General features: G+C 36.2%; 17 protein-coding genes. 15 read left to right on the top strand and 2 right to left on the bottom strand.

The genetic code is table 11. The annotated features are described in order from the left end of the window. Nucleotides 1-295 precede the first annotated feature (295 nt). From BAOM_RS09485 to BAOM_RS09505, 5 genes are all read left to right on the top strand, one after another. Nucleotides 296-1,762, top strand: a complete 1,467-nt coding sequence (locus tag BAOM_RS09485; RefSeq protein ID WP_127760066.1) for a sensor histidine kinase — start codon at nucleotides 296-298, stop codon at nucleotides 1,760-1,762. Then, complete coding sequence (locus tag BAOM_RS09490) at nucleotides 1,740-2,426, top strand: response regulator transcription factor (RefSeq protein ID WP_127760067.1); 687 nt, start codon at nucleotides 1,740-1,742, stop codon at nucleotides 2,424-2,426. Before BAOM_RS09485 ends, BAOM_RS09490 begins: the two co-directional genes overlap by 23 nt. 274 nt (nucleotides 2,427-2,700) lie before the next feature. Then, complete coding sequence (locus BAOM_RS09495) at nucleotides 2,701-3,402, top strand: ankyrin repeat domain-containing protein (protein ID WP_373995324.1); 702 nt, start codon at nucleotides 2,701-2,703, stop codon at nucleotides 3,400-3,402. 44 nt (nucleotides 3,403-3,446) lie between these two features. Continuing rightward, complete coding sequence (locus BAOM_RS09500; RefSeq protein WP_127762515.1) at nucleotides 3,447-4,517, top strand: hypothetical protein; 1,071 nt, start codon at nucleotides 3,447-3,449, stop codon at nucleotides 4,515-4,517. 207 nt (nucleotides 4,518-4,724) lie between these two features. Then, nucleotides 4,725-5,807, top strand: a complete 1,083-nt coding sequence (locus tag BAOM_RS09505; protein WP_127760069.1) for a hypothetical protein — start codon at nucleotides 4,725-4,727, stop codon at nucleotides 5,805-5,807. A gap of 377 nt (nucleotides 5,808-6,184) precedes the next feature. On the opposite strand, the gene BAOM_RS09510 is transcribed toward BAOM_RS09505, so the two are convergent. Further along, nucleotides 6,185-6,811 carry a 2OG-Fe(II) oxygenase gene (locus BAOM_RS09510; RefSeq protein ID WP_127760070.1) on the bottom strand — a complete coding sequence of 209 codons (627 nt, stop codon included), beginning with the start codon at nucleotides 6,809-6,811 and terminating at the stop codon, nucleotides 6,185-6,187. A 245-nt stretch (nucleotides 6,812-7,056) separates the two neighbouring features. Then, nucleotides 7,057-8,718, bottom strand: a complete 1,662-nt coding sequence (locus BAOM_RS09515) for an alkaline phosphatase (RefSeq protein ID WP_127760071.1) — start codon at nucleotides 8,716-8,718, stop codon at nucleotides 7,057-7,059. Nucleotides 8,719-8,933: 215 nt separating this feature from the next. On the opposite strand from BAOM_RS09515, the gene BAOM_RS09520 reads away from it, so the two are divergent. From BAOM_RS09520 to BAOM_RS09565, 10 genes are all read left to right on the top strand, one after another. After that, entirely contained in the window at nucleotides 8,934-9,338 is a 405-nt protein-coding gene (locus BAOM_RS09520; protein ID WP_127760072.1) for a CidA/LrgA family holin-like protein, read from the top strand. Next, the gene (locus tag BAOM_RS09525) at nucleotides 9,308-10,000 is read left to right on the top strand and encodes an LrgB family protein (protein WP_127760073.1); all 693 of its coding nucleotides are present in this window, start codon (nucleotides 9,308-9,310) and stop codon (nucleotides 9,998-10,000) included. The genes BAOM_RS09520 and BAOM_RS09525 overlap by 31 nt, the downstream gene beginning before the upstream one ends. Nucleotides 10,001-10,311: 311 nt before the next feature. Next, the gene (locus BAOM_RS09530; RefSeq protein ID WP_127760074.1) at nucleotides 10,312-11,187 is read left to right on the top strand and encodes a patatin-like phospholipase family protein; all 876 of its coding nucleotides are present in this window, start codon (nucleotides 10,312-10,314) and stop codon (nucleotides 11,185-11,187) included. Nucleotides 11,188-11,344: 157 nt separating this feature from the next. Continuing rightward, the gene (locus BAOM_RS09535) at nucleotides 11,345-14,602 is read left to right on the top strand and encodes an AfsR/SARP family transcriptional regulator (protein ID WP_164853178.1); all 3,258 of its coding nucleotides are present in this window, start codon (nucleotides 11,345-11,347) and stop codon (nucleotides 14,600-14,602) included. 129 nt (nucleotides 14,603-14,731) lie between these two features. Then, on the top strand, nucleotides 14,732-15,940 hold the full coding sequence (locus BAOM_RS09540; protein ID WP_127760076.1) for a substrate-binding domain-containing protein: 1,209 nt from the start codon (nucleotides 14,732-14,734) through the stop codon (nucleotides 15,938-15,940). 90 nt (nucleotides 15,941-16,030) lie between these two features. After that, a complete protein-coding gene (locus tag BAOM_RS09545) occupies nucleotides 16,031-16,804 on the top strand; it encodes an ABC transporter ATP-binding protein (protein WP_127760077.1) in 774 nt (257 codons plus the stop codon). Beyond that, the gene (locus BAOM_RS09550; RefSeq protein WP_127760078.1) at nucleotides 16,782-17,489 is read left to right on the top strand and encodes an ABC transporter ATP-binding protein; all 708 of its coding nucleotides are present in this window, start codon (nucleotides 16,782-16,784) and stop codon (nucleotides 17,487-17,489) included. Before BAOM_RS09545 ends, BAOM_RS09550 begins: the two co-directional genes overlap by 23 nt. Nucleotides 17,490-17,499: 10 nt before the next feature. After that, nucleotides 17,500-18,360 carry a branched-chain amino acid ABC transporter permease gene (locus BAOM_RS09555; RefSeq protein WP_127760079.1) on the top strand — a complete coding sequence of 287 codons (861 nt, stop codon included), beginning with the start codon at nucleotides 17,500-17,502 and terminating at the stop codon, nucleotides 18,358-18,360. A 4-nt stretch (nucleotides 18,361-18,364) separates the two neighbouring features. Further along, the gene (locus tag BAOM_RS09560; protein ID WP_252283361.1) at nucleotides 18,365-19,372 is read left to right on the top strand and encodes a branched-chain amino acid ABC transporter permease; all 1,008 of its coding nucleotides are present in this window, start codon (nucleotides 18,365-18,367) and stop codon (nucleotides 19,370-19,372) included. A 1-nt stretch (nucleotide 19,373) separates the two neighbouring features. Further along, the gene (locus BAOM_RS09565; protein WP_127760080.1) at nucleotides 19,374-19,553 is read left to right on the top strand and encodes a hypothetical protein; all 180 of its coding nucleotides are present in this window, start codon (nucleotides 19,374-19,376) and stop codon (nucleotides 19,551-19,553) included. Nucleotides 19,554-19,566: the final 13 nt, after the last annotated feature.

A 19,566-nucleotide genomic window follows, 5' to 3' on the forward strand; every position in this document is an offset into this window, starting at 1 on the left:
AAATCTTAAAATTCTCTAAACTAGTGCTAAAAAGTTTCTTAAATAATTGACTCATCAGTGAAAGTCTGATGTATTTAGATGGAAGTTTTACTTTATCTCATGTTAAAAGAGACGGATGTTTAGGAATTTTTTATATATATTTTAGAAAGTTTTAAGGTTTATGTGTTACGGTTTTTATTATTAGGGTAGAGTGGTTTGCAAATGGTATTTCTGTACTTTAAGAATAAACTAATTATAGGGTATTCCATACAGTGAACGTAGTATTCTATAGTCTAAAACACCGGAGTGATTAATCATGTCGATTAAAACGAGATTTCTATTGTCGTACGTTGGAGTAATCCTTATTGCTATTACTTTATTGTTAGTAGCTGGCTTTTTAATCATCTTTTCGATAACGGGCGATATAAAATCTATGGAGCATTTTTACAAAAAGTCTTATGTTCAAAGGCCATTGACTACAGCGGAAGAAAATGCGTTTCTGGATTTAAAACTGTTGGCTAAAAATAACCCGAACCAGCTTCTAAACGAAGAGCAGCTGCAGAAGATTGAACAGAAGGATCTTGCGATTGTGGTTAGAAAAGATACACATGTCGAGTACGCTTCTTCAACTCTTGACAAGCAGGTATTAGTTAAGTCTCTTCCTAGATTTGAAGCGACGAACATTAATACACGAGATACGATTAAAATCGATGACTTTTTTTTCACGTATGTGAAGTTTGATTTTTATTTTTTAGATAAAAGCGAAGGAAGTATTTTTGTTTTGAGAAAGGCAAGTTCCTATGCTGAGTTGACTCGAGAGTTGTTTCCGATCTTATTTGGTTTATTACTATTGCTGTTTATTATGATTATTGGGCTTTTGAACTATTTGGTTTCACGAAGTATCATCAAGCCTATTTCGATTCTTAAAGAAGGTGCAGAACGAATCAAATCAGGCGATTTAAATTTTGAAATTAAAACTACTTCGAATGATGAAATCGGACAATTAAATAGAACGTTTGAGGAAATGAGAATAAAATTAAAAGAGTCCATACAGCTTCAGCTTCAGTACGAGGAAAATCGAAAAGAACTTCTGTCTAATATTTCGCATGATTTGAAGACACCGATTACTTCGATTATTGGGTATGTTGAGGGGATTAAAGACGGTGTGGCAAATACTCCACAGAAAATGGACAAGTATTTATCAACGGTGTATTTAAAAGCAAAAGATATAGATGCATTAATAGATGAACTGTTTTTATTTTCAAAGTTAGATTTAAAAAAAGAACCCTTTACTTTTGAAACTGTGGAACTAGATAGCTATATGAGAGACTTCATTGAAGAACTTTATCTCGATTTAATTCAACAAGGAATTCAGATTGACCTTCAACTGATTAACCAATCTATATATGTGATAGCAGATAGAGAGAAATTAAAACGTGTATTGACGAATCTAATCAGCAACTGTGTGAAGTATATGAATAAAGAACAGAAGAAGATTGTTGTGTCTTTGCATGAAGGAGAGGATGATGTCATCGTACAAGTAGCTGATAATGGAGCGGGGATAGAAGCCTCTGCATTACCATACATTTTTAATCGTTTTTACCGTGCGGAGCAATCTCGAAATTCTCAGACGGGTGGGAGTGGTTTGGGACTTGCCATTACAAAACAAATTATTGAAGAGCACGGAGGGAATATTTGGGCGACTAGTGAAATAGGAAAAGGTACAAGTATTTTCTTTTCTTTAAGGAAAGGTGAACAAGGTGAAAAGAATATTATTGATTGAAGACGAAGTTAGCATCGCAGAATTGCAACGAGATTATTTAGAAATCCATGATTTTTATGTTGATATGCAACATACGGGTGATGAGGGACTTAGGCAGGCTCTTCAAGGAGATTATAACTTAATTATTTTAGATATCATGCTTCCAGGTTTAAATGGATTTGAGATCTGTAAACAAATACGAGCTGCTAAAGATATTCCAATCTTGCTTGTATCTGCTAAAAAGGAAGATATTGATAAAGTCCGGGGGCTGGGTTTAGGTGCAGATGATTATATTACGAAGCCGTTTAGTCCAAGTGAATTGGTTGCAAGAGTGAAGGCGCATTTAGCACGTTATGAACGTTTAGCAGGGAGTCCGGTTCAAACAAATACCATTTTCGTTCAGGGAATTTCTATTGATAAGTCTGCGCGTAAAGTTCATATTAACGGTGAAGAAAAGCCGTTTACGACAAAGGAATTCGATTTGTTAGCGTTTCTTGTGATGCATCCGAATCAAGTATTAAGCAAAGAGCAGCTTTATGAAAGGATTTGGGGGTTAGAGTCAGCGGCAGATGTTTCAACTGTAACCGTCCATATCAGAAAATTACGTGAAAAAATCGAAAGAGATCCTGCCCATCCGAAATTTTTGGAAACCGTTTGGGGAGCGGGATATCGTTTTAATGTATAGGGTTTGTTATAGGATGCTGTTGATTTTGGGCTCATTTGATCAATAATATTATTTAACAGAGTTGAAATAGTATATTTTATGATCCGTCACAAAAGTGGCGGTTTTTTTTATAAACATTAAAAAATTTTATGAATAAGTTTATCTTTTTTTAAGAAATTGTTTAGAGGGAGTTTAAGGTTAAGGACTAACATAATGTAAGACGGAATATCAAAGTCTAACTAAAAATTTATAAGGGGGAAAAATCATCATAAAGAATAATAGAATGATATATTTCGTGTGGAAGTGGTTGATAATAGCCACTGGATGCTTTTTTATACTTCAGGGCTGTGTCATAGATAGTGAAGGAGAGTTAAATAAACAAGAAAAAGAGACAGAGGAAGATGTGAATGAACAACTGATTCAAGCTGTAGAACATAAAGAAACGGAAATGGTAAGCAGGTTGATTAAGGAAGGTGTCGATATTAATATACAGGACTCAGAAGGGCGAACTGCCACTATGATTGCTACTTATAACAATGACGCTACGACCGCAAAGATCCTGATTGACGCGGGTGCGGACGTTAATATTCAGGATGATATGAAAAACACTCCTTTCCTGTTTGCGGGTGCAGAAGGATATCTTGATATCTTAAAACTTACGATAGATGCTGGTGCGGATGCCACGATTACTAACCGGTATGGAGGAACTGCTTTGATCCCTACTTCCGAACATGGATATGTGAATGTGGTTAAAGAACTTCTTACTCATACAGATGTTGATGTAAATCACGTCAATAACCTAGGTTGGACGGCTTTATTAGAAGCAATCCTATTGAATGATGGGGATGAAAAACTGCAGCAAACTATTCAATTACTGATAGATTATGGGGCAGATGTGAACCTTCCAGACGAAAATAATATGACTCCTTTACAACATGCACGAGAAAAAGGTTTTAAAGAGATTGAGCAAATTTTGTTAAAAGCAGGAGCGCGATAACCAGATTCAAAGAATAAAAATATGCAAAATTAGGAGATGGCATGATGTACAAAAAAGTAAAGATAGTATCACCTGTTCTTCTAGGATTAACATTAGCTATAACAGGGTGTAATACGGACATACAAGACAACCAAAGTGAACCGAAGCAAGAACAAATACAAAAAGAAGCACAAATTACGAGATTACAATCTTTAAATGCTATGACAATACAAATGACGTTCTCTGAGCCTTTATCGGAAGAAGAAGTCAATATCGATAATTTAGAAAAGATTAAAAAGAATTTTGAATTTAATAACGACATGAGCATCGTCAATGTTCCACGATTAAAGATTGGTGCGAAAAGTACGTATATTGTGCCCGTTACAATCCAGAAACCAGGAACAACGTATACAGTTAGTTATAAAGATGGAGAAAAACAGTCTTTTGAAGCAAGTGATGAAAAAATTAATATTCGTCAAACTAGACAAGTCACAAACGATACATTTGAAATTGAATCCTTTATAGAAGATGGTGTAACAGATTACGCAAATATTATTGAAGCGTATCGGGCAGGGCGTGGTAATTTGGCTTTTCAAGTAGATGACGAAAATAAAGATGAAAATGGAAAACAGTATCAAGTAATTTCATCTTTACGAGATCGTGTAGTCACAATTACCACAGATAAGGGTGAAGAAATCAAAGCAAATTATGTTCCGTTTACCCAAGCTGCAGATGGTAGACAAGCACCAAAATTTCGTTTACCTGACGGTCAAACATTAAATCCTGGTACGAAATATACTGTGACGTCTGATTGGGCAATAATCAAGAATTCATCTTTCACTGCTAAAGAGTTTACTCCACTTACAATCGAGTCAGCAGAAGCAATCGATAACAAATCGTTCCAAATAACATTAGATAAAGATCCGGGTATGGAGTTATTTGCTGGTCGTAAAGTGGAATTAAGAGGTGATGATGGCAGCAATATAGAAGCCCAATACCGCTTCTCTTCTCGCAAAGGACCTGTTGGAATCTTTGATGTGCTAAACGAAAAAACATTGCAATCAGGCGTTAAATATGCGGTCGTACCGATGGGCAACTGGGCAACACCGGATACAGTCACTTTAACAACAAAATAAGAAGAGTTTCTAGAAGAACTTACAAAACATTTCAAGCTGAAAAGAATAGTCTTATTCACATCCAGAGGTTCCTTTTTTATGTAGTTTTCACGATAAAAGAAATTTTAAAATTTTATACTTTTTTAAGAATTTTTTTATAGCCAGTTTAGATGTTACTTGTATGATAAATTTTGTAATTAACAATACAAAATAAGGAGAATGTGAAAAATGCACTTTAAAAAACGTATTATACCAGCAGTATTAGCTGTATCTGTATTATCATCTGGAATAGTTACTGTTCATCCAACAGTAGAAGTAGAGGCAGCGAGTAAACACATAACAGCACAAGAGAAGAAGCAACAAGAAGCAAGAATTAATAAAATAAATGTATTGAATACAATGACACTACAAATTACATTCAATAAACCATTAGCGGCAGAAGATGTCGATCCGAATAACTTGGAGAATATTAAAAAACAATTCAAATTTAATCATGGTATGAGCATTGTCAATGTACCTCGTTTAAAAACAGGAGCAAAAAGCACATATATTGTACCAGTTACGATTCAAAAGGATGGCGTTAAATATAAATTAAGTTACAAGGGACAACGAGTAAAATCCTTCGAAGGCACAGATCAAAAGATTGATTTCCGTAAAACTCAACAAGTAACAAATGATACATTTGAGATAGAATCATTTTTAGAAGATGGAGTAACAGACTACGCAAATATTATTGAAGCCTACCGTGCAGGGCGTGGTGATTTAGCATTTGAATTAAATAATAGAAACAGAGATGAAAACGGAAAGCATTTTGATATTATTTCGTCTTTACGTGATCGTGTTGTAACGATTACTGGAAATAACGGAGAACAGTTTGTAGCCAATTACGTTCCATTCACTCAGGCTGCTGATGGAAGACAAGCACCAAAATTCCGACTACCAGCAGGACAAACATTAAAACCAGGTGTAACATATAAGGTGACATCTAAGTGGGCTGACATTGGAAATAGAACATTTACGGCACAATATATCGCACCGCTTACACTTCAATCGGCAGAAGCAATTGATAATAAGACATTCCAAATTGTATTGGATAAAGACCCAGGCATGGAGTTATTTGCAGGTCGAAGTGTGCAATTAAAAGGGGAAGACGGTAGCGTTTTACAAGCTCAATATCGCAATTCTTCTCGTAAAGGGGCAGTTGGAATTTTCGATATGACAAACAGCACATTGAAACCTAACGTTAAATATATAGTAGTGCCATTGAACAATTGGGCAACTGCAGATTCTGTATTTTTAATAGGGAAGTAAGGTGTAATTGGGGCTAAAAATAAAAAGCATAAAAGGAAACTCTTATTAAAATAATTAGTTCCGTTATTGTGGAGAAAACCTCAAATAACAACCTAAATTGCATAAGAAATAGCCAAGTGACAATAACTATTGTCATCTTGTTAATTGATATGCTATTTCGGTTGTCAATTCATCATAAAAGAGCGATAAATCCTTATATAACAACAAAAAAACGAGTATAAAAACCTTGGCGATTTTATACTCGTTTTTGTATGCTATTTCTATTGTTTCTCCACGTTATCGGATTTGATGGATGGACACATTTTAGTTAAGTCTTTACAATGATTTCTGAAAGGGTGTGTCTGTTTTAGAATGTAAGAGTGCAGGTGAAGAATCTACTATTTTTGTCTTCTCATCCATTGTGTGGCAACCCATTTTTCGCCAGTTATAACTGGCGCTCCACCATGTAAAGTTAGTTCGTTTATGTTTTTGTCGTTATAGAAATATTCGAAATACACGGCCATTCCTTTTCCGGGGGATATTGAAAAATTTAGTTTAGGAAAAAAAGTTTCTCCTCCATGCTCCACATCATTTAAGTACATGACGATCGTGCTGATTCTATTATTTTTTGTTGCTTTACTTGCAGAGGTAAAAAAATCAAAATGAGCTTTGTACTCTTGACCAGGAGTATATTTAAGAATTTGAATACCCTCTCCATGTTCAACGGGTATATTCATAATCGATGATATTCTTTTTTCAATTTTGGCAATGATGTCATTTTCATTTTCTTGAAAAAACATACTGCTGCTTGTTCTGATCTCATTTACTTCGCGGGTAACTCCAATTTTAGAACGATGCATTTTGTCTTGTGACAATCTAATTAGTTCGTCACATTCTTCTTCACTCAAAACATTTCCTAAAATTACTATTAGTGGTTCTTCTAATCTAGCAATTATATTAATTTCTCTATCTTCTGTTTTGATTTTATTTCCGATGTGATTAAAAATAGTTTGTTCTTTTACCAACTTTCATCGCCCTCTCAAGAGATTTAATTTTTAGAATGATGGTTTTATTTTGTTTCTCAAATGGTTATTTATGATAATTATACCATGAACTTTCTGTTATTTACCTGTTCCTTATTCAACAAGAAATAAAATAAGGGTCGTACATATTAGACATATCTAATATGTACGACCCTTTTATCTTCATAAGTTTGCCTATTCAACTTAAATATAACAAAATAAGGGGTTCCTTTTATGTTTGCTTATTCTTATTTTACTATTTTCAATACTTCATCAGAAACATAGAAGTCTTTTCCGTTATAAATATTAATGGTCTTTACTTCTTGTTTTGTTTGACCTTTTTTCGTTTTTTGAATCACAATATTTTTGTTGACAGGAATCTCTATCGTTTGATCCCGTTTTGTAGCGACAAAAACAAGATTGTTTTTGTCTGTTTGGTCGATACGAGTAGAATAGCCTTTTTTCTTAAACGCTTGATCTGCATTTAAATACATAGAGTCGGTTACCTTATTTAAATTGAAGTTCATAAATTTTGCCATGCTCTTCGCTAAATCTGTATTTTCTACTAACCCAGTTGGTTTAGATGGACCATAAGAATAGAGGAATACATCTTCACCAGTATGTCCTGTTGTTGTAAAACCGATATTTGCACGGTTAGCGAGCATTTTCACCATATCTGCAGCTATGTTTTTAGAAGCGGTTAAAGTAGCCAGTTCTTCAGAAGTAAGGTCGTCTAACCCATATAAGGCAGCGACTTCTTTTAGATTAGATTTGTCTGATTTTAGTTGACTTAATGCACCTTCTACCGTCATTTTCGCTTTTTTAAGCGGGTCGATGTAGGCAGAAACAGGCACACTTGGATAAGTTGAACTTGTATTAGCATTTCCGATTGTAATACCGCTGTTTCCGTGATCCGTCACAGCGATGACCATTGTATTTCCATCTTTTTTCGCAAACTCTACTGCTTTTTTTACTGCGTCATCAAAAGCTAAAATATCGCTAATCATGCCGATTGAATCATTCGCATGAGCAGCCCAATCTACTTTACTTCCTTCTACAAATAGGAAGAATCCATCTTTGTCTTTATTTAATGTTTTAATCGCTTTATCAGTCATTTCTGCTAATGTAGGTTCGCTTGGCTTAGTTGTCGCACGATCCATGTCATAAGCAAGAGCACTTGGAGCAAAGCTTCCCCAAATTTTCTTTGATTTACTATTTAATAAATCATCGCGATTTTCAACGATATCATAGTTCTTCTCTTTTAGTACATCAGTCAGATTTTCGCCATCTTTACGAGCATTCTTCGTTGAACCAGGGGAGAGGGACTCTTTTCCACCGCCTAATACAACATCAATATTTTGATAGACTTGTTGTTCTGCAATATCTTCATAGTTACTTCGATGTGTCACATGGGCAGAAAAACCTGCTGGTGTAGCATGTTGAATTTCTGAAGTTGAAATCAGACCGGTTGCTTTTCCTTGTTGCTTCGCTCCTTCTAGAACATTGGCTACTGGTCTTTGAGCATCTTCTGACTTCACTTGTGAAAGTCCAGGAGAATTAACAATAGAAGGGAGGACACCGACAAATTTGTCATTTGACTTATGAGCTGTGGCAAGGGCCGTTGCTGCTGGTGCAGAATCGGTAATGGCAGATTCTGCTGAGTACGTTCTGACACCGCCAGATAGAATTCCATCCATAGCAAGATTACTTCCTTTATACCATCTTGATAAAGTGACCGCATCATCACTAGCCCCGTCCATTACCATCATAATGACATTCGTCGGCTCTTTTTTCTTTGTTTTTGCTTCTGCTTCCGTCACTCCATGATTTGCGGCAATAAATCCGATTGATGAAACAGCGACTGCTCCAGCAAGCGTCAGTCCAGCAACTTTTCTACTGATTTTTCTCATATATTCTCCTCCAGTATGTAACATTTCTTCCAACAATTCCATAATAGAAGAAGATTGTTAATAAAAGGTGGAAATGATGTAAAAAGAGAGCTTCAATTGTTAAGGTTTCATGAAGGGGTAAAAGGGAGTATAATGATTTTGAAAGAATACAGGATTTAACATAGTCTAAAAGAGAAGGAGGATAGTTGTCCTAAAAAAGGGATATCTATTTATTTATGAATATCATCAGAATTATTGTACAAATTGCAATATTATTCGGTTTTTCATTTCTTGGTGATCTAGTGCATACTTACCTACACATTCCATTACCAGGAAGTATTATAGGATTATTATTACTTTTTCTTGTATTATCTTTAAATGTTTGCTCTGTTAAATGGATTGAACAGGGAGCAGGGTTTTTATTAGCTTTTTTACCATTGTTATTTGTTCCAACGCTAGTAGGCATTATTAAGTATCCGGAGCTTTTTACTGGTAAAGGAATCTTGGTCCTTTTAGTTGTTGTTATCAGTACAGTTATTACAATGATCGCAGCAGGGAAAGCAAGTGAAGTTGCTGAAAGCAAAACGAAAGAAAGGAAGCAGAAGAAAAAGTGGCACAAACACTCATCGCAATCATTATAATTACGTTGACAGTCATTATTTATTTAGCTATGAATCGGTTATATATACGTTTCTCTTCTCCGCTGCTATCACCGATTTTAACAACAGTGCTAATTATTATAGGGTTTCTTGTTTGTTTTCATATTCCTTATAATACGTATTTAATCGGCGGAAAATGGATTAATTTCTTGCTAGGGCCAGCTGTTGTCGCTTTAGCTTATCCTTTATATAATCAAAGAAAAATGTTAATGAAGCATTTAGCACCTATTATTACAGGTGTATGTATTGGGTTGTTTGTAGGAATAATCAGTGGTTCTATATTGGCATTTGTATTTGGACTACATAAAGATATGATTCTCTCACTTTTACCAAAATCGCTTACAACCCCTATAGCAATGGAAGTTTCTGATCAATTAGGTGGTATCCCAGCTATTACCGTTGTATTTGTGGTGATTGCAGGTTTTGTTGGAGCTGTATTAGGACCTTCTTTTTTGAAATGGAGCCGTATTAACAGTGATATGGGGAAAGGGATTGCTCTTGGTAGCGCATCACACGCACTAGGAACGTCGAAGGCTTCTGAATATGGAGAACTGAGTTTCTCAATGAGTTCGATTTCAATGGCGTTAACGGCTATTTTAGGTGCGATTATTGGCTCCTTTATTCCATTCTTTTTTCATATATAGTACAAAAAATCCTTTGCCTATTTCAGCAAAGGATTTTTTGTGTACGGATGAAGAGGCAGTACTCCACATTGGGTTACTGGAAGTTTTACTTTATTTCGATATAACTAATAAATGGTGCTAAACGATTCGATTGCTTCTATATTAAGGGTCAGAATGCTAATTGCTGTTACATGTGTTGAATGAATGATATCCTTAAAATGGAGAAAATATTACTTTGAAAAAGTGTATGCTAGATTAATATACCTGTTAATGATTATGAATAGTACACGTATACGAACTTATTTTGTTTTATGTCAGTTGGGAGGATTATAATGAAAAAAGAAAAAATTGGACTCGTTTTAGAGGGTGGAGGTATGCGCGGATTGTATACAATCGGCGTCCTTGACTCGTTTATTGATCAACAGATTATGACAGATTATGTGATTGGTGTATCGGCAGGAGCTTGTAATGGTGTATCTTATGTTTCTCAACAACATGGTCGCAATTATCGCGTGAACACAAACTATATTGAAGACAAAAGATATGTAAGCCTGTCAAACTTTATGAAAACAAAATCGCTATTTGGGATGGATTTTCTTTTTGATGAAATTCCGCATCAATTAGAAATTTTTGATTATGATGCTTTTCTAGCCTCTTCTTGTGAGTTTGTAACAGGTGTAACGGATGTGATAACAGGAAAGCCTGTTTATTTTGGAAAAGAACATATGAATTATGATTCGACTGTTCTTCGTGCTTCTTCATCGATTCCGGTATTTTCGCCTATGGTCGACTATAAAGGTGGAAAATATTTAGATGGTGGAACATCTGATCCAATTCCTGTACGGAAAGCGATTGCGGATGGATGTGACAAAGTAATTGTCGTTTTAACACGTGATCGCAATTATGTGAAAACACCTGAGAAATTCCGAATCATCTATAAACGTCTATTTAAGAAATATCCGGAAATGATTCGTTTATTAGATCAACGTCATGAAATCTATAATGAAACTCTTCATTATGTGACGAAGCTTGAACGTGAGGGAAGAGCACTTGTTATTGCGCCAAGTTCTCCGATTACGATTAGTCGTTTTGAAAAAAATAAGGAAAAGCTTAAGAAGCTTTATCAGTTAGGAATACAGGACGCACAAGCAACGATGAATTTGATCGTCGAAATGGTACATGGGACAGCGGCTAGTTATTCTAAATAGAAAGAATAGGGTTTATTGTAGTAAGCAGATGAAAGACGTTGATTTAGGGAGTTATGCTTTTGGATAACTTTCCCTTTTTGTTTTTATCGTGTAATATCAAAATGAAAGCGCTTATATAATAGTGAATCTGGATAACTATGAAAAAAGGATGAAGCTTATGAAACCACTTGCTGTGATTAGTACTAAGCTAAAGCCTCCAATGATTCGCGAACCAAAGATTAGGCGTGCTGGGTTATACCGGAAATTGAAACAGATCAATCAGTATCCTTTGACAATCATCCATGCCGGTGCTGGTTATGGAAAAAGTACAGCTTTAGCTCTTTTTGTCCAAGATGTGAAAGAAAAAGTATGTTGGTACGATGTTTCTTCGCAAGATGATGATTTTTTTCAATTTTATCAGTATATGATTCATAGTATTCAACAACTCTATCCTTCTTTCGGACAAGTTTTACTAGAAAGGGCTTACGCAAGTACCCCGTTTTCTAAAACAGATGAGCTGGTAGAATGGAGTATTTTATTTATTAATGAACTGGCTGCCTTATCTGAAGAAGTGATTGTAATTATCGACAATTTTCATCATGTAGAAAAATCTATGTCTATTCAATTGTTTATGGAATACCTTATCAACTATTATCCTTCGAACCTGCACCTTGTTGTATCTAGCCGAAATAAACCGCAGTGGAACTGGATTCCTCGTTTAAAGATGAATGGCCATATGCTTGAAATAACTCAAGATTATTTAGCGCTAACAAAGGAAGAGGCTGAGCTTCTTTTCATCGACTTTTACCATCTGACGTTATGTGACGAAGAGTTAGCACGTATTTTTCAGTTAACGGAAGGATGGGCTATTGCTCTAGAAGTTGTTGCTCAACAATTGATGGAGGGAATACATCTTCATAAAATCATCACCAATCGTTCTTCCTATTTAGAGGATTTTTTTCAATATATCACGTTGGAAGTATTACGCAATCAATCTTCAACAGTTCAATCCTTTTTGGAACAAACAAGTATATTAGAAGAATTGTCTCCCGAAGCATGTGATTATATTCTGGATATCGAGAATGCTGAGGAAATGCTGCAATATTTGAATCTTCAAAACTTGTTTATTATACCAACTGGTCATCAACAATACCGTTATCATCCCTTATTCCAAGAGCTATTGGAGAACCGATGTAAAGACATGCAATCAGACCGTTTTTTTCAATTAAATAAGAGAGCCGCCCACTATTATGAAAATAGAGGTTTGTTTGAAATGAGTCTTTATCATTTGGAGAAACTTGTTGATTTCGGTGGGATGGCTAGAATTTTGCATATGCACGGGATGAGTATGTTGAAAAAAGGAAAGATTCATTATTTATTGGAGAAAGTAACCGCTCTTCCTGAAATAAAAAAAGATGAACATTATTTGCTATGGTTGATTGAAGCGGAAGTGATGCGGCTTTGTTCTCAATATGAAAGAGCAGAATTTTGTTATAATCGATTGATTTTTTTTAGCAGGCAATATGATGATAAACAAATAATGAGTCGTGCCCACGAGGGGAAAGCGAGGATATATTTAGACACGCTCCAGCCTGGTAAAGCTGAACGGCATTTACAAGCAGCCATTCAATTAAGAGAGAATAGCTATGGTGTCGATGAAGAGGAAATCGCAGAGCTGCATCAATTGTTAGTTGAAAACTTAATTAATTCTGGAAAAACGAATCAAGCAGAACAATGGTTAACACGTATTAAGCAAATCAACACAAGTAAAAATGGAAATTTGCTAGCTCGTTTATACTTGCGAACAGGCAGATTAATGATGGCAAAAGAAATTTTACAAGAAAGACAGAAGGAGTACTCTTTTAATCAAGAAACGCATATTCCTCAATTTCATCGAGAAACGGAACTTATTTTATCCTTAGTAGAGACCTATATTGGTAATGCTGAAGAGAGCAAACGTTTAGCTCAAGCCGCGATTGGACATGGAATTCAACTAAAATCATCTTATATAGAAGCTTGTGGCTGGATTAGAATGGGGCATGCCATTCAACTGCTTTCAGCCTATGATCCTGCTTTATCGATACAGTGTTATGAAACGGCATTAACGATTATGGGAGATATAAAAAATTCAAGAGGAAAAGCAGAACCGTATTTAGGCTTATGTTTGTACTATGCAGGAAGAAAAGATGATAAACAAGCGGTTGAATACGGACGATTGGCTATGGAGGAAACAGAAAAGGTACATGACCAATGGCTGACAGCTTACATTCGTTTAAGTATCGCCATTGCTTATGTTTATACGGAAAGTTGGACGATAGCTGAGCAAGAATTGGATGAAGCGGAGCAGCTATTTTGGCAATGCGGCGATGCTTACGGGCTTACTCTTGTTACGCTATGGAAAGTTCAGCTTGCTTATTCCGCAAGTTCCTGGCATGTATTTGAGCAGGAATGTATAAATTTATTTCAAAAAATTCAACTTGGACAGTATGAATATTTACTTTTAAAACGAACACTGTATGGTCCGGTGGATGTCCAGCAGTTCGTCCCCATTCTGCTCGAAGCTCAAAAACGGAATATTGGGCAACCGTTTGTTTCTAAAATGTTAAAGGAACTAGGATATCATGATCTTTTGACACATCCTGGTTATACACTAAAGATTTCAACGCTCGGACAATTCAAAGTCCTTTTAGGCAATCAGGAAGTAAAGGATAAAGGCTGGCAAAGAGGCAAAGCAAAAGAATTGTTTCAACTATTTCTTACAAAAAGAAATAAACTGCTGCAAAAGAGAGAAATTATAGAGATACTATGGCCTGAACAAGATGAGAAAACAGCAGACCGAGATTTTAAAGTAGCTTTAAATGCTCTTAATAGTGTACTAGAGCCGGAACGGAAAGCAAGGTCACAATCTTTTTTTATTAAAAGAGTGGGCAGTAGTTACGGAATAAATGACCAGTCAGCTTATATGCTGGATACTACCATGTTTGAACAATGGATGTTAAGCGGCTTAGAAGAACGTAATCAAAAGCAGGCGAAAGAATATTTAAAAAGAGGATTGACACTTTATAAAGGAGATTATTTACCTGAACGCAAATTTCATGATTGGTGTTTAAATGAACGAGAACGATTATTGGTGCTGTTTCTGAGAGGAGCGGAGAGGTATGCTCAATTAAGTATTGTCACAGAAGCGTACCATGAGGCCATTTACTGGTGTGAAAAAATTCTAGAAAAAGATCGCACTTGGGAGGAAGCATATCGTCTCTTAATGTATTGTTATTATATGCATAACAATCGTCCGCAAAGTTTAAAATGGTACAAAAAGTGCTGTGATGTGTTGCAAGAAGAAATCGGTGTCGAACCACTTGCTGCTACAAAAGAAATGTATAAGATGATTATGGAAGCAACAGATATCACCTTATCCGAAAATGACTCAATCTAAGCTGAATGAGGGAAGCCTCGATTCAGCTTTTTTATTCGCTCCCGATTTTGTAACTCCTTTGTAACTTCCTTTTTTTAAGATGATATCAAGCAGTAATGGATTTCATTTTTTAAAATAGGAGGAAAACGAATGAGGAAAATGAAAGGTGCTTTGTTTGTAGTTTTACTTATGATGGTCTTTACATCAGCTTGTAGCTCTGGCTCTTCATCCTCTGAGCAATCATCTAAAGAAGGAACAATCAAAATTGGTGTGCTTGCTTCCATGACAGGGGCACTTGAATCATATGGTAAGCAAACAACAAGAGGGTTTGAGCTAGGGCTTGATTATGCAACGGATGGAACGCGAGAAATCGATGGGCGAAAAATTGAATTCATTATAGAAGATACAGAAACGAAAGCAGAAGTAGCTGTACAAAAAGCAACGAAACTACTTGAAGAGGATCAAGTAGATTTTCTAGTGGGGTCATCTAGTTCTGTTGATACGCTAGCTGTTGTACCGCTTGCAGAAGAATATAAAAAAATCTTTGTTGTAGAACCAGCTGTTGCAGATAGTATTACTGGCTCAGAGTTCAATAAATACGTGTTTAGAACAGCGCGAAACTCCTCACAAGATGCTGTAGCAGGAGCAGCAGCGATTGCTAAAAAAGGAGTGAAAATTGCTACGTTTGCACCAGATAACAGCTTTGGGCATGATGGAATAACTGCATTTAAGGAAGCGGCAGAAAAATTGGGAGCAACCATCACTCATGAAGAATTTGCCGATCCGGCTGGAACAGATTTTACTTCCAATATCCAAAAAATTATCAATGCTAAACCAGACTATTTATTTGTTGTGTGGGCAGGTGCTAATTCTCCTTGGAATCAAATCGCTGATATGAAAGTACAAGACAAAGGAATTACCATTTCGACTGGTGCTCCAGATATTGCCGCGTTAAAAACAATGAAGCCATTAGTAGGAATGGAAGGATTTAGCGTATATTATCATGATCTGCCCAACAATGAAGTCAATGATTGGTTAGTAAAGGAGCATAAAGATCGTTTTAATGGTGAGCTTCCTGATTTGTTTACACCAGGTGGGATGAGTGCAGCTATTTCAATTGTCGAAGCTTTGAAGAAAACAGAGAATAGTACGGATTCTGATAAGCTGATTGAGGCTATGGAAGGAATGAGTTTTGAAACACCGAAAGGAACGATGACTTTCCGTAAAGAAGATCATCAAGCCCTTCAAACTCTTTATTCTATTAAACTAGAGAATAAGAAGGGTGTGGATTATCCAGTGCCTGTTTTAATTAGAGAATTAAGCCCTGAAGAAACAGCGCCGCCGATCCGGAATAAGTAAATGTAGTTGTACTCCCCTTATGCCTTTGGACCAGACTGTGAAGGTGTAGGGGAGTTTTTAAATAGAACATCTTAAAAGGATGGTGAGTGAGTGGTGGCGATTCTTGAAACGAAAAATCTAGGCATTACATTTGGAGCACACCAAGCTGTACAGGATGTTAGCTTTTCGGTTGAGAAAAATGAATTTAAATCGATTATTGGTCCAAATGGAGCGGGGAAAACGACCTTGTTCAATCTCTTAAGTGGACAATTGAAGCCAACAAAAGGAGAAATATATCTGAAGGGACAACAAATCACGAAGCGCTCTGTCGTTGAACGAACACGCTTAGGGATAGGGCGTTCTTTTCAGATTACTAATGTTTTCTCTAATTTAACTGTATTAGAAAATGTAAGATTGGCTGTCCAGTCACAAGCTAAATTGCGCTATCAAGCTTTTACGCATTATCGCAGCTATCAAAAATTTGAAGAAAAAGCGTTACATTGGCTGCATGTAGCTCTACTAGATCATAAAGAAAACACATTAGCCATTAATCTTGCTCATGGAGAGAAACGAAAGCTAGAAATGGCCATGTTGCTTGCACTTGAACCAGAGTTACTCTTATTAGATGAACCGACAGCAGGAATGTCGTTGGAAGATGTACCAGCTATTCTACAAGTGATTAAAAAAATTAAAGAAGAAGGAGATAAAACGATTTTATTGATTGAACACAAAATGGATATGATTATGGATTTGTCTGATCGAATTATGGTGTTATTTAATGGGAAACTTCTCGCGGAAGGAACACCGAGGGAAATTATGGACAATGAAATGGTGCAGTCCGCTTATTTAGGAGGTTTGTACGATGAATTCACTTCTCAGTCTTAAAAATGTTGAAACGTATATTGACCAATATCATATTCTTCAAGATATTTCATTTGAAGTACCAGCTGGAGAAGTAACGGTGCTATTAGGTAGAAATGGAGCGGGCAAGACGACAACTTTACGAACGATTATGGGCTTAAATCCACCGACAAAGGGAGAGGTAGCCTTTAAAGGAGCAATCATGAACGGGTTGCCTCCACATGACATTGCCAATAGAGGGATTGGGTATGTGCCAGAAGACCAAGGAATCTTTGGAGAGTTAACAGTTGAAGAAAATATGAAAGTAGCGATTAAAAAAGAAAGTGATGATGTGATGGAGAGAATGGAATGGATTCTTAATCTTTTTCCAGACTTAAAAACATTTTGGAAAAAGCCAGGCGGACTGCTAAGCGGCGGGCAAAAGCAAATGCTTTCTATTGCCAGAGCTTATGTCAATGAAACCGAATTGTTGCTGATTGACGAACCAAGTAAAGGCTTAGCACCGATTGTTGTGGAGAAAGTTATGCATTCTATTCAAGAAATGAAGCAAAAAACAACGATTATTCTAGTTGAACAAAACTTTTTGATGGCCAGTCAAATAGGAGACTCTTTTTATATTATTGACGACGGTAGAACGGTATTTAATGGACGGATGCAGCTTCTTCGTGAAGATGAAAGTCTTCGTCGGAAATATTTAGGAATCGCTTAGGGGGCATAATATGGAGCTATTCATTAATTTAACGATTAATGGTCTTGCAACAGGAATGTTAATTTTCCTTCTAGCTGCAGGTTTAACATTAATTTTCGGTTTAATGAGTGTTTTGAATTTTGCTCATGGGGGCCTTTTTGCTTGGGGAGCATATGCCGGTGTCTGGCTGTATCTATTAACAAATAGTTTTATAGCAGGAATAATAGGAGCTATTTTCATGGGTATCATTCTTGGTTTTATAACGGAAAAGTGGATTATTCAGCCTGTGTATGGAAATCATGTTCAGCAAATATTGATTACACTCGGTTTTATGATTGTTCTCTCGGAATTTTTGAAAGTAATCTGGGGACCTAATCAAATTGCTGTTACACCTCCAGCCTATTTAACAGGAAGCTGGGAAATCGGGAATATTTTAATTATTAAATATCGAGCTTTTATTATTGTGGTCGGCTTCCTCATGTACGCCTTGATTTATTATATGTTAAAACATACGAAGATTGGGCTGATTGTACGTGCAGGAGTGATTAATAAAGAAATGGTTCAGTCATTAGGTATTAATATTAAGCGGATTTTTTTATATGTGTTTATGGCTGGAGCGGCTATGGCAGCATTAAGCGGCATGTTGATTGCTCCATATGCGGGAGTGATTCATGGAAATATGGGGATGGAATATGCGATTCTCGCTTTTATCGTCGTTGTCATTGGCGGGATGGGTAATATTACAGGTTCCATCTTAGCAGCTACGCTTGTTGGACTTATTGGTTCCTTTATGGCTTATTATGTTCCTGAGCTTTCGCTAGCCGTTAATATGCTGATTATGGCTGTTGTTTTACTAGTTAGGCCGCAAGGATTGTTTGCGCTAAAGGGGTGATGAGGTGAGAAGGAATAGATTTACTGATAAAGAGTCTCTGCTATTTTTGATTATAGGTCTCGCTTTATTCGTATTTCCATTTATTTATGAAGATCGAAGCATGTTAATCCTTTTTACACAAATTTTTATCTTTGCGATTTTTGCGATGAGCTATGATATTTTACTTGGTTTTACCGGCATTGTTTCTTTTGGGCATGCAATGTTTTTTGGCATTGGAGCTTACTGTGTCAGTGTTATGTTAAAGCATTATGAACCAACGATGCTTCTTGTTACTGGGGCGATTATTTTGGGTGTTTTGTTTTCTCTAATTATCAGTTTTGTTGTAGGGTTGATGACGCTTCGTTTAAAAAGTCATTATTATGCGATGTTGACGCTGGCTCTTGCTGGTCTATTTCTTGTCGCTGCAGAAAAATGGAGGACCCTTACGTACGGAAATGATGGATTTACGTTTCGAGTTCCTGAGTTTTTCCATAGTCGACTTCACTTTTATCTTGTTTGTCTTGTGCTGATGATCATTGTCTATTTTGGATTAAAACGATTTATTCAGTCTCCATTAGGAAGAATATTGCTAGCTATTAAGGATAATGAACAACGGGCAGAATCACTTGGCTATCAAGTTTTGCATTATAAAATCATTGCGAGTATCGTAGCTGGCGGAATTGCGAGTTTAAGTGGTTCTTTATATGCTTTATCGCTGCGTTTTGTCAATACGAGTGTATTTACGATGGACATTACGCTTGATGCTTTATTAATGACGATTATTGGTGGAGTGGGTACATTAATTGGTCCTGTTTTAGGAGCAGCTATTATTGAATTGGCTCACCATTGGTTGACAGGACTTGCAAAAGTGCATTGGATTTTTGAGCGTTGGCTTATTTTGTTTGGCATTGTGTATATCCTTGCAGTAATGTTTTTTCCAAATGGTATTGTCGGTAGTGTCCGAAAACTTGTTGCAAAAAAAGGAAAGAAGGAAGATGTATCGACTTCAGAGAATATAGTGAAGGAGGGGTGAGATGAGCGGGCAAACAATCGTTTCATTTATCTTTCGCTTCCATCTCGCAAACACGGAAACATTGACAGAAGAGAAGCAGTGGAGGATTAAAGTGACTCATATTCAAGACGATGATGAAATGACCTTCGAAAATCTAGATGATGCCGTAAATTTTGTAAGACAATCGCTTACGAAACGATAAAGAAAAGAAATCG

The organism is Peribacillus asahii (assembly GCF_004006295.1).
GTDB classification, from domain to species: Bacteria; Bacillota; Bacilli; order Bacillales; family DSM-1321; genus Peribacillus; species Peribacillus asahii_A.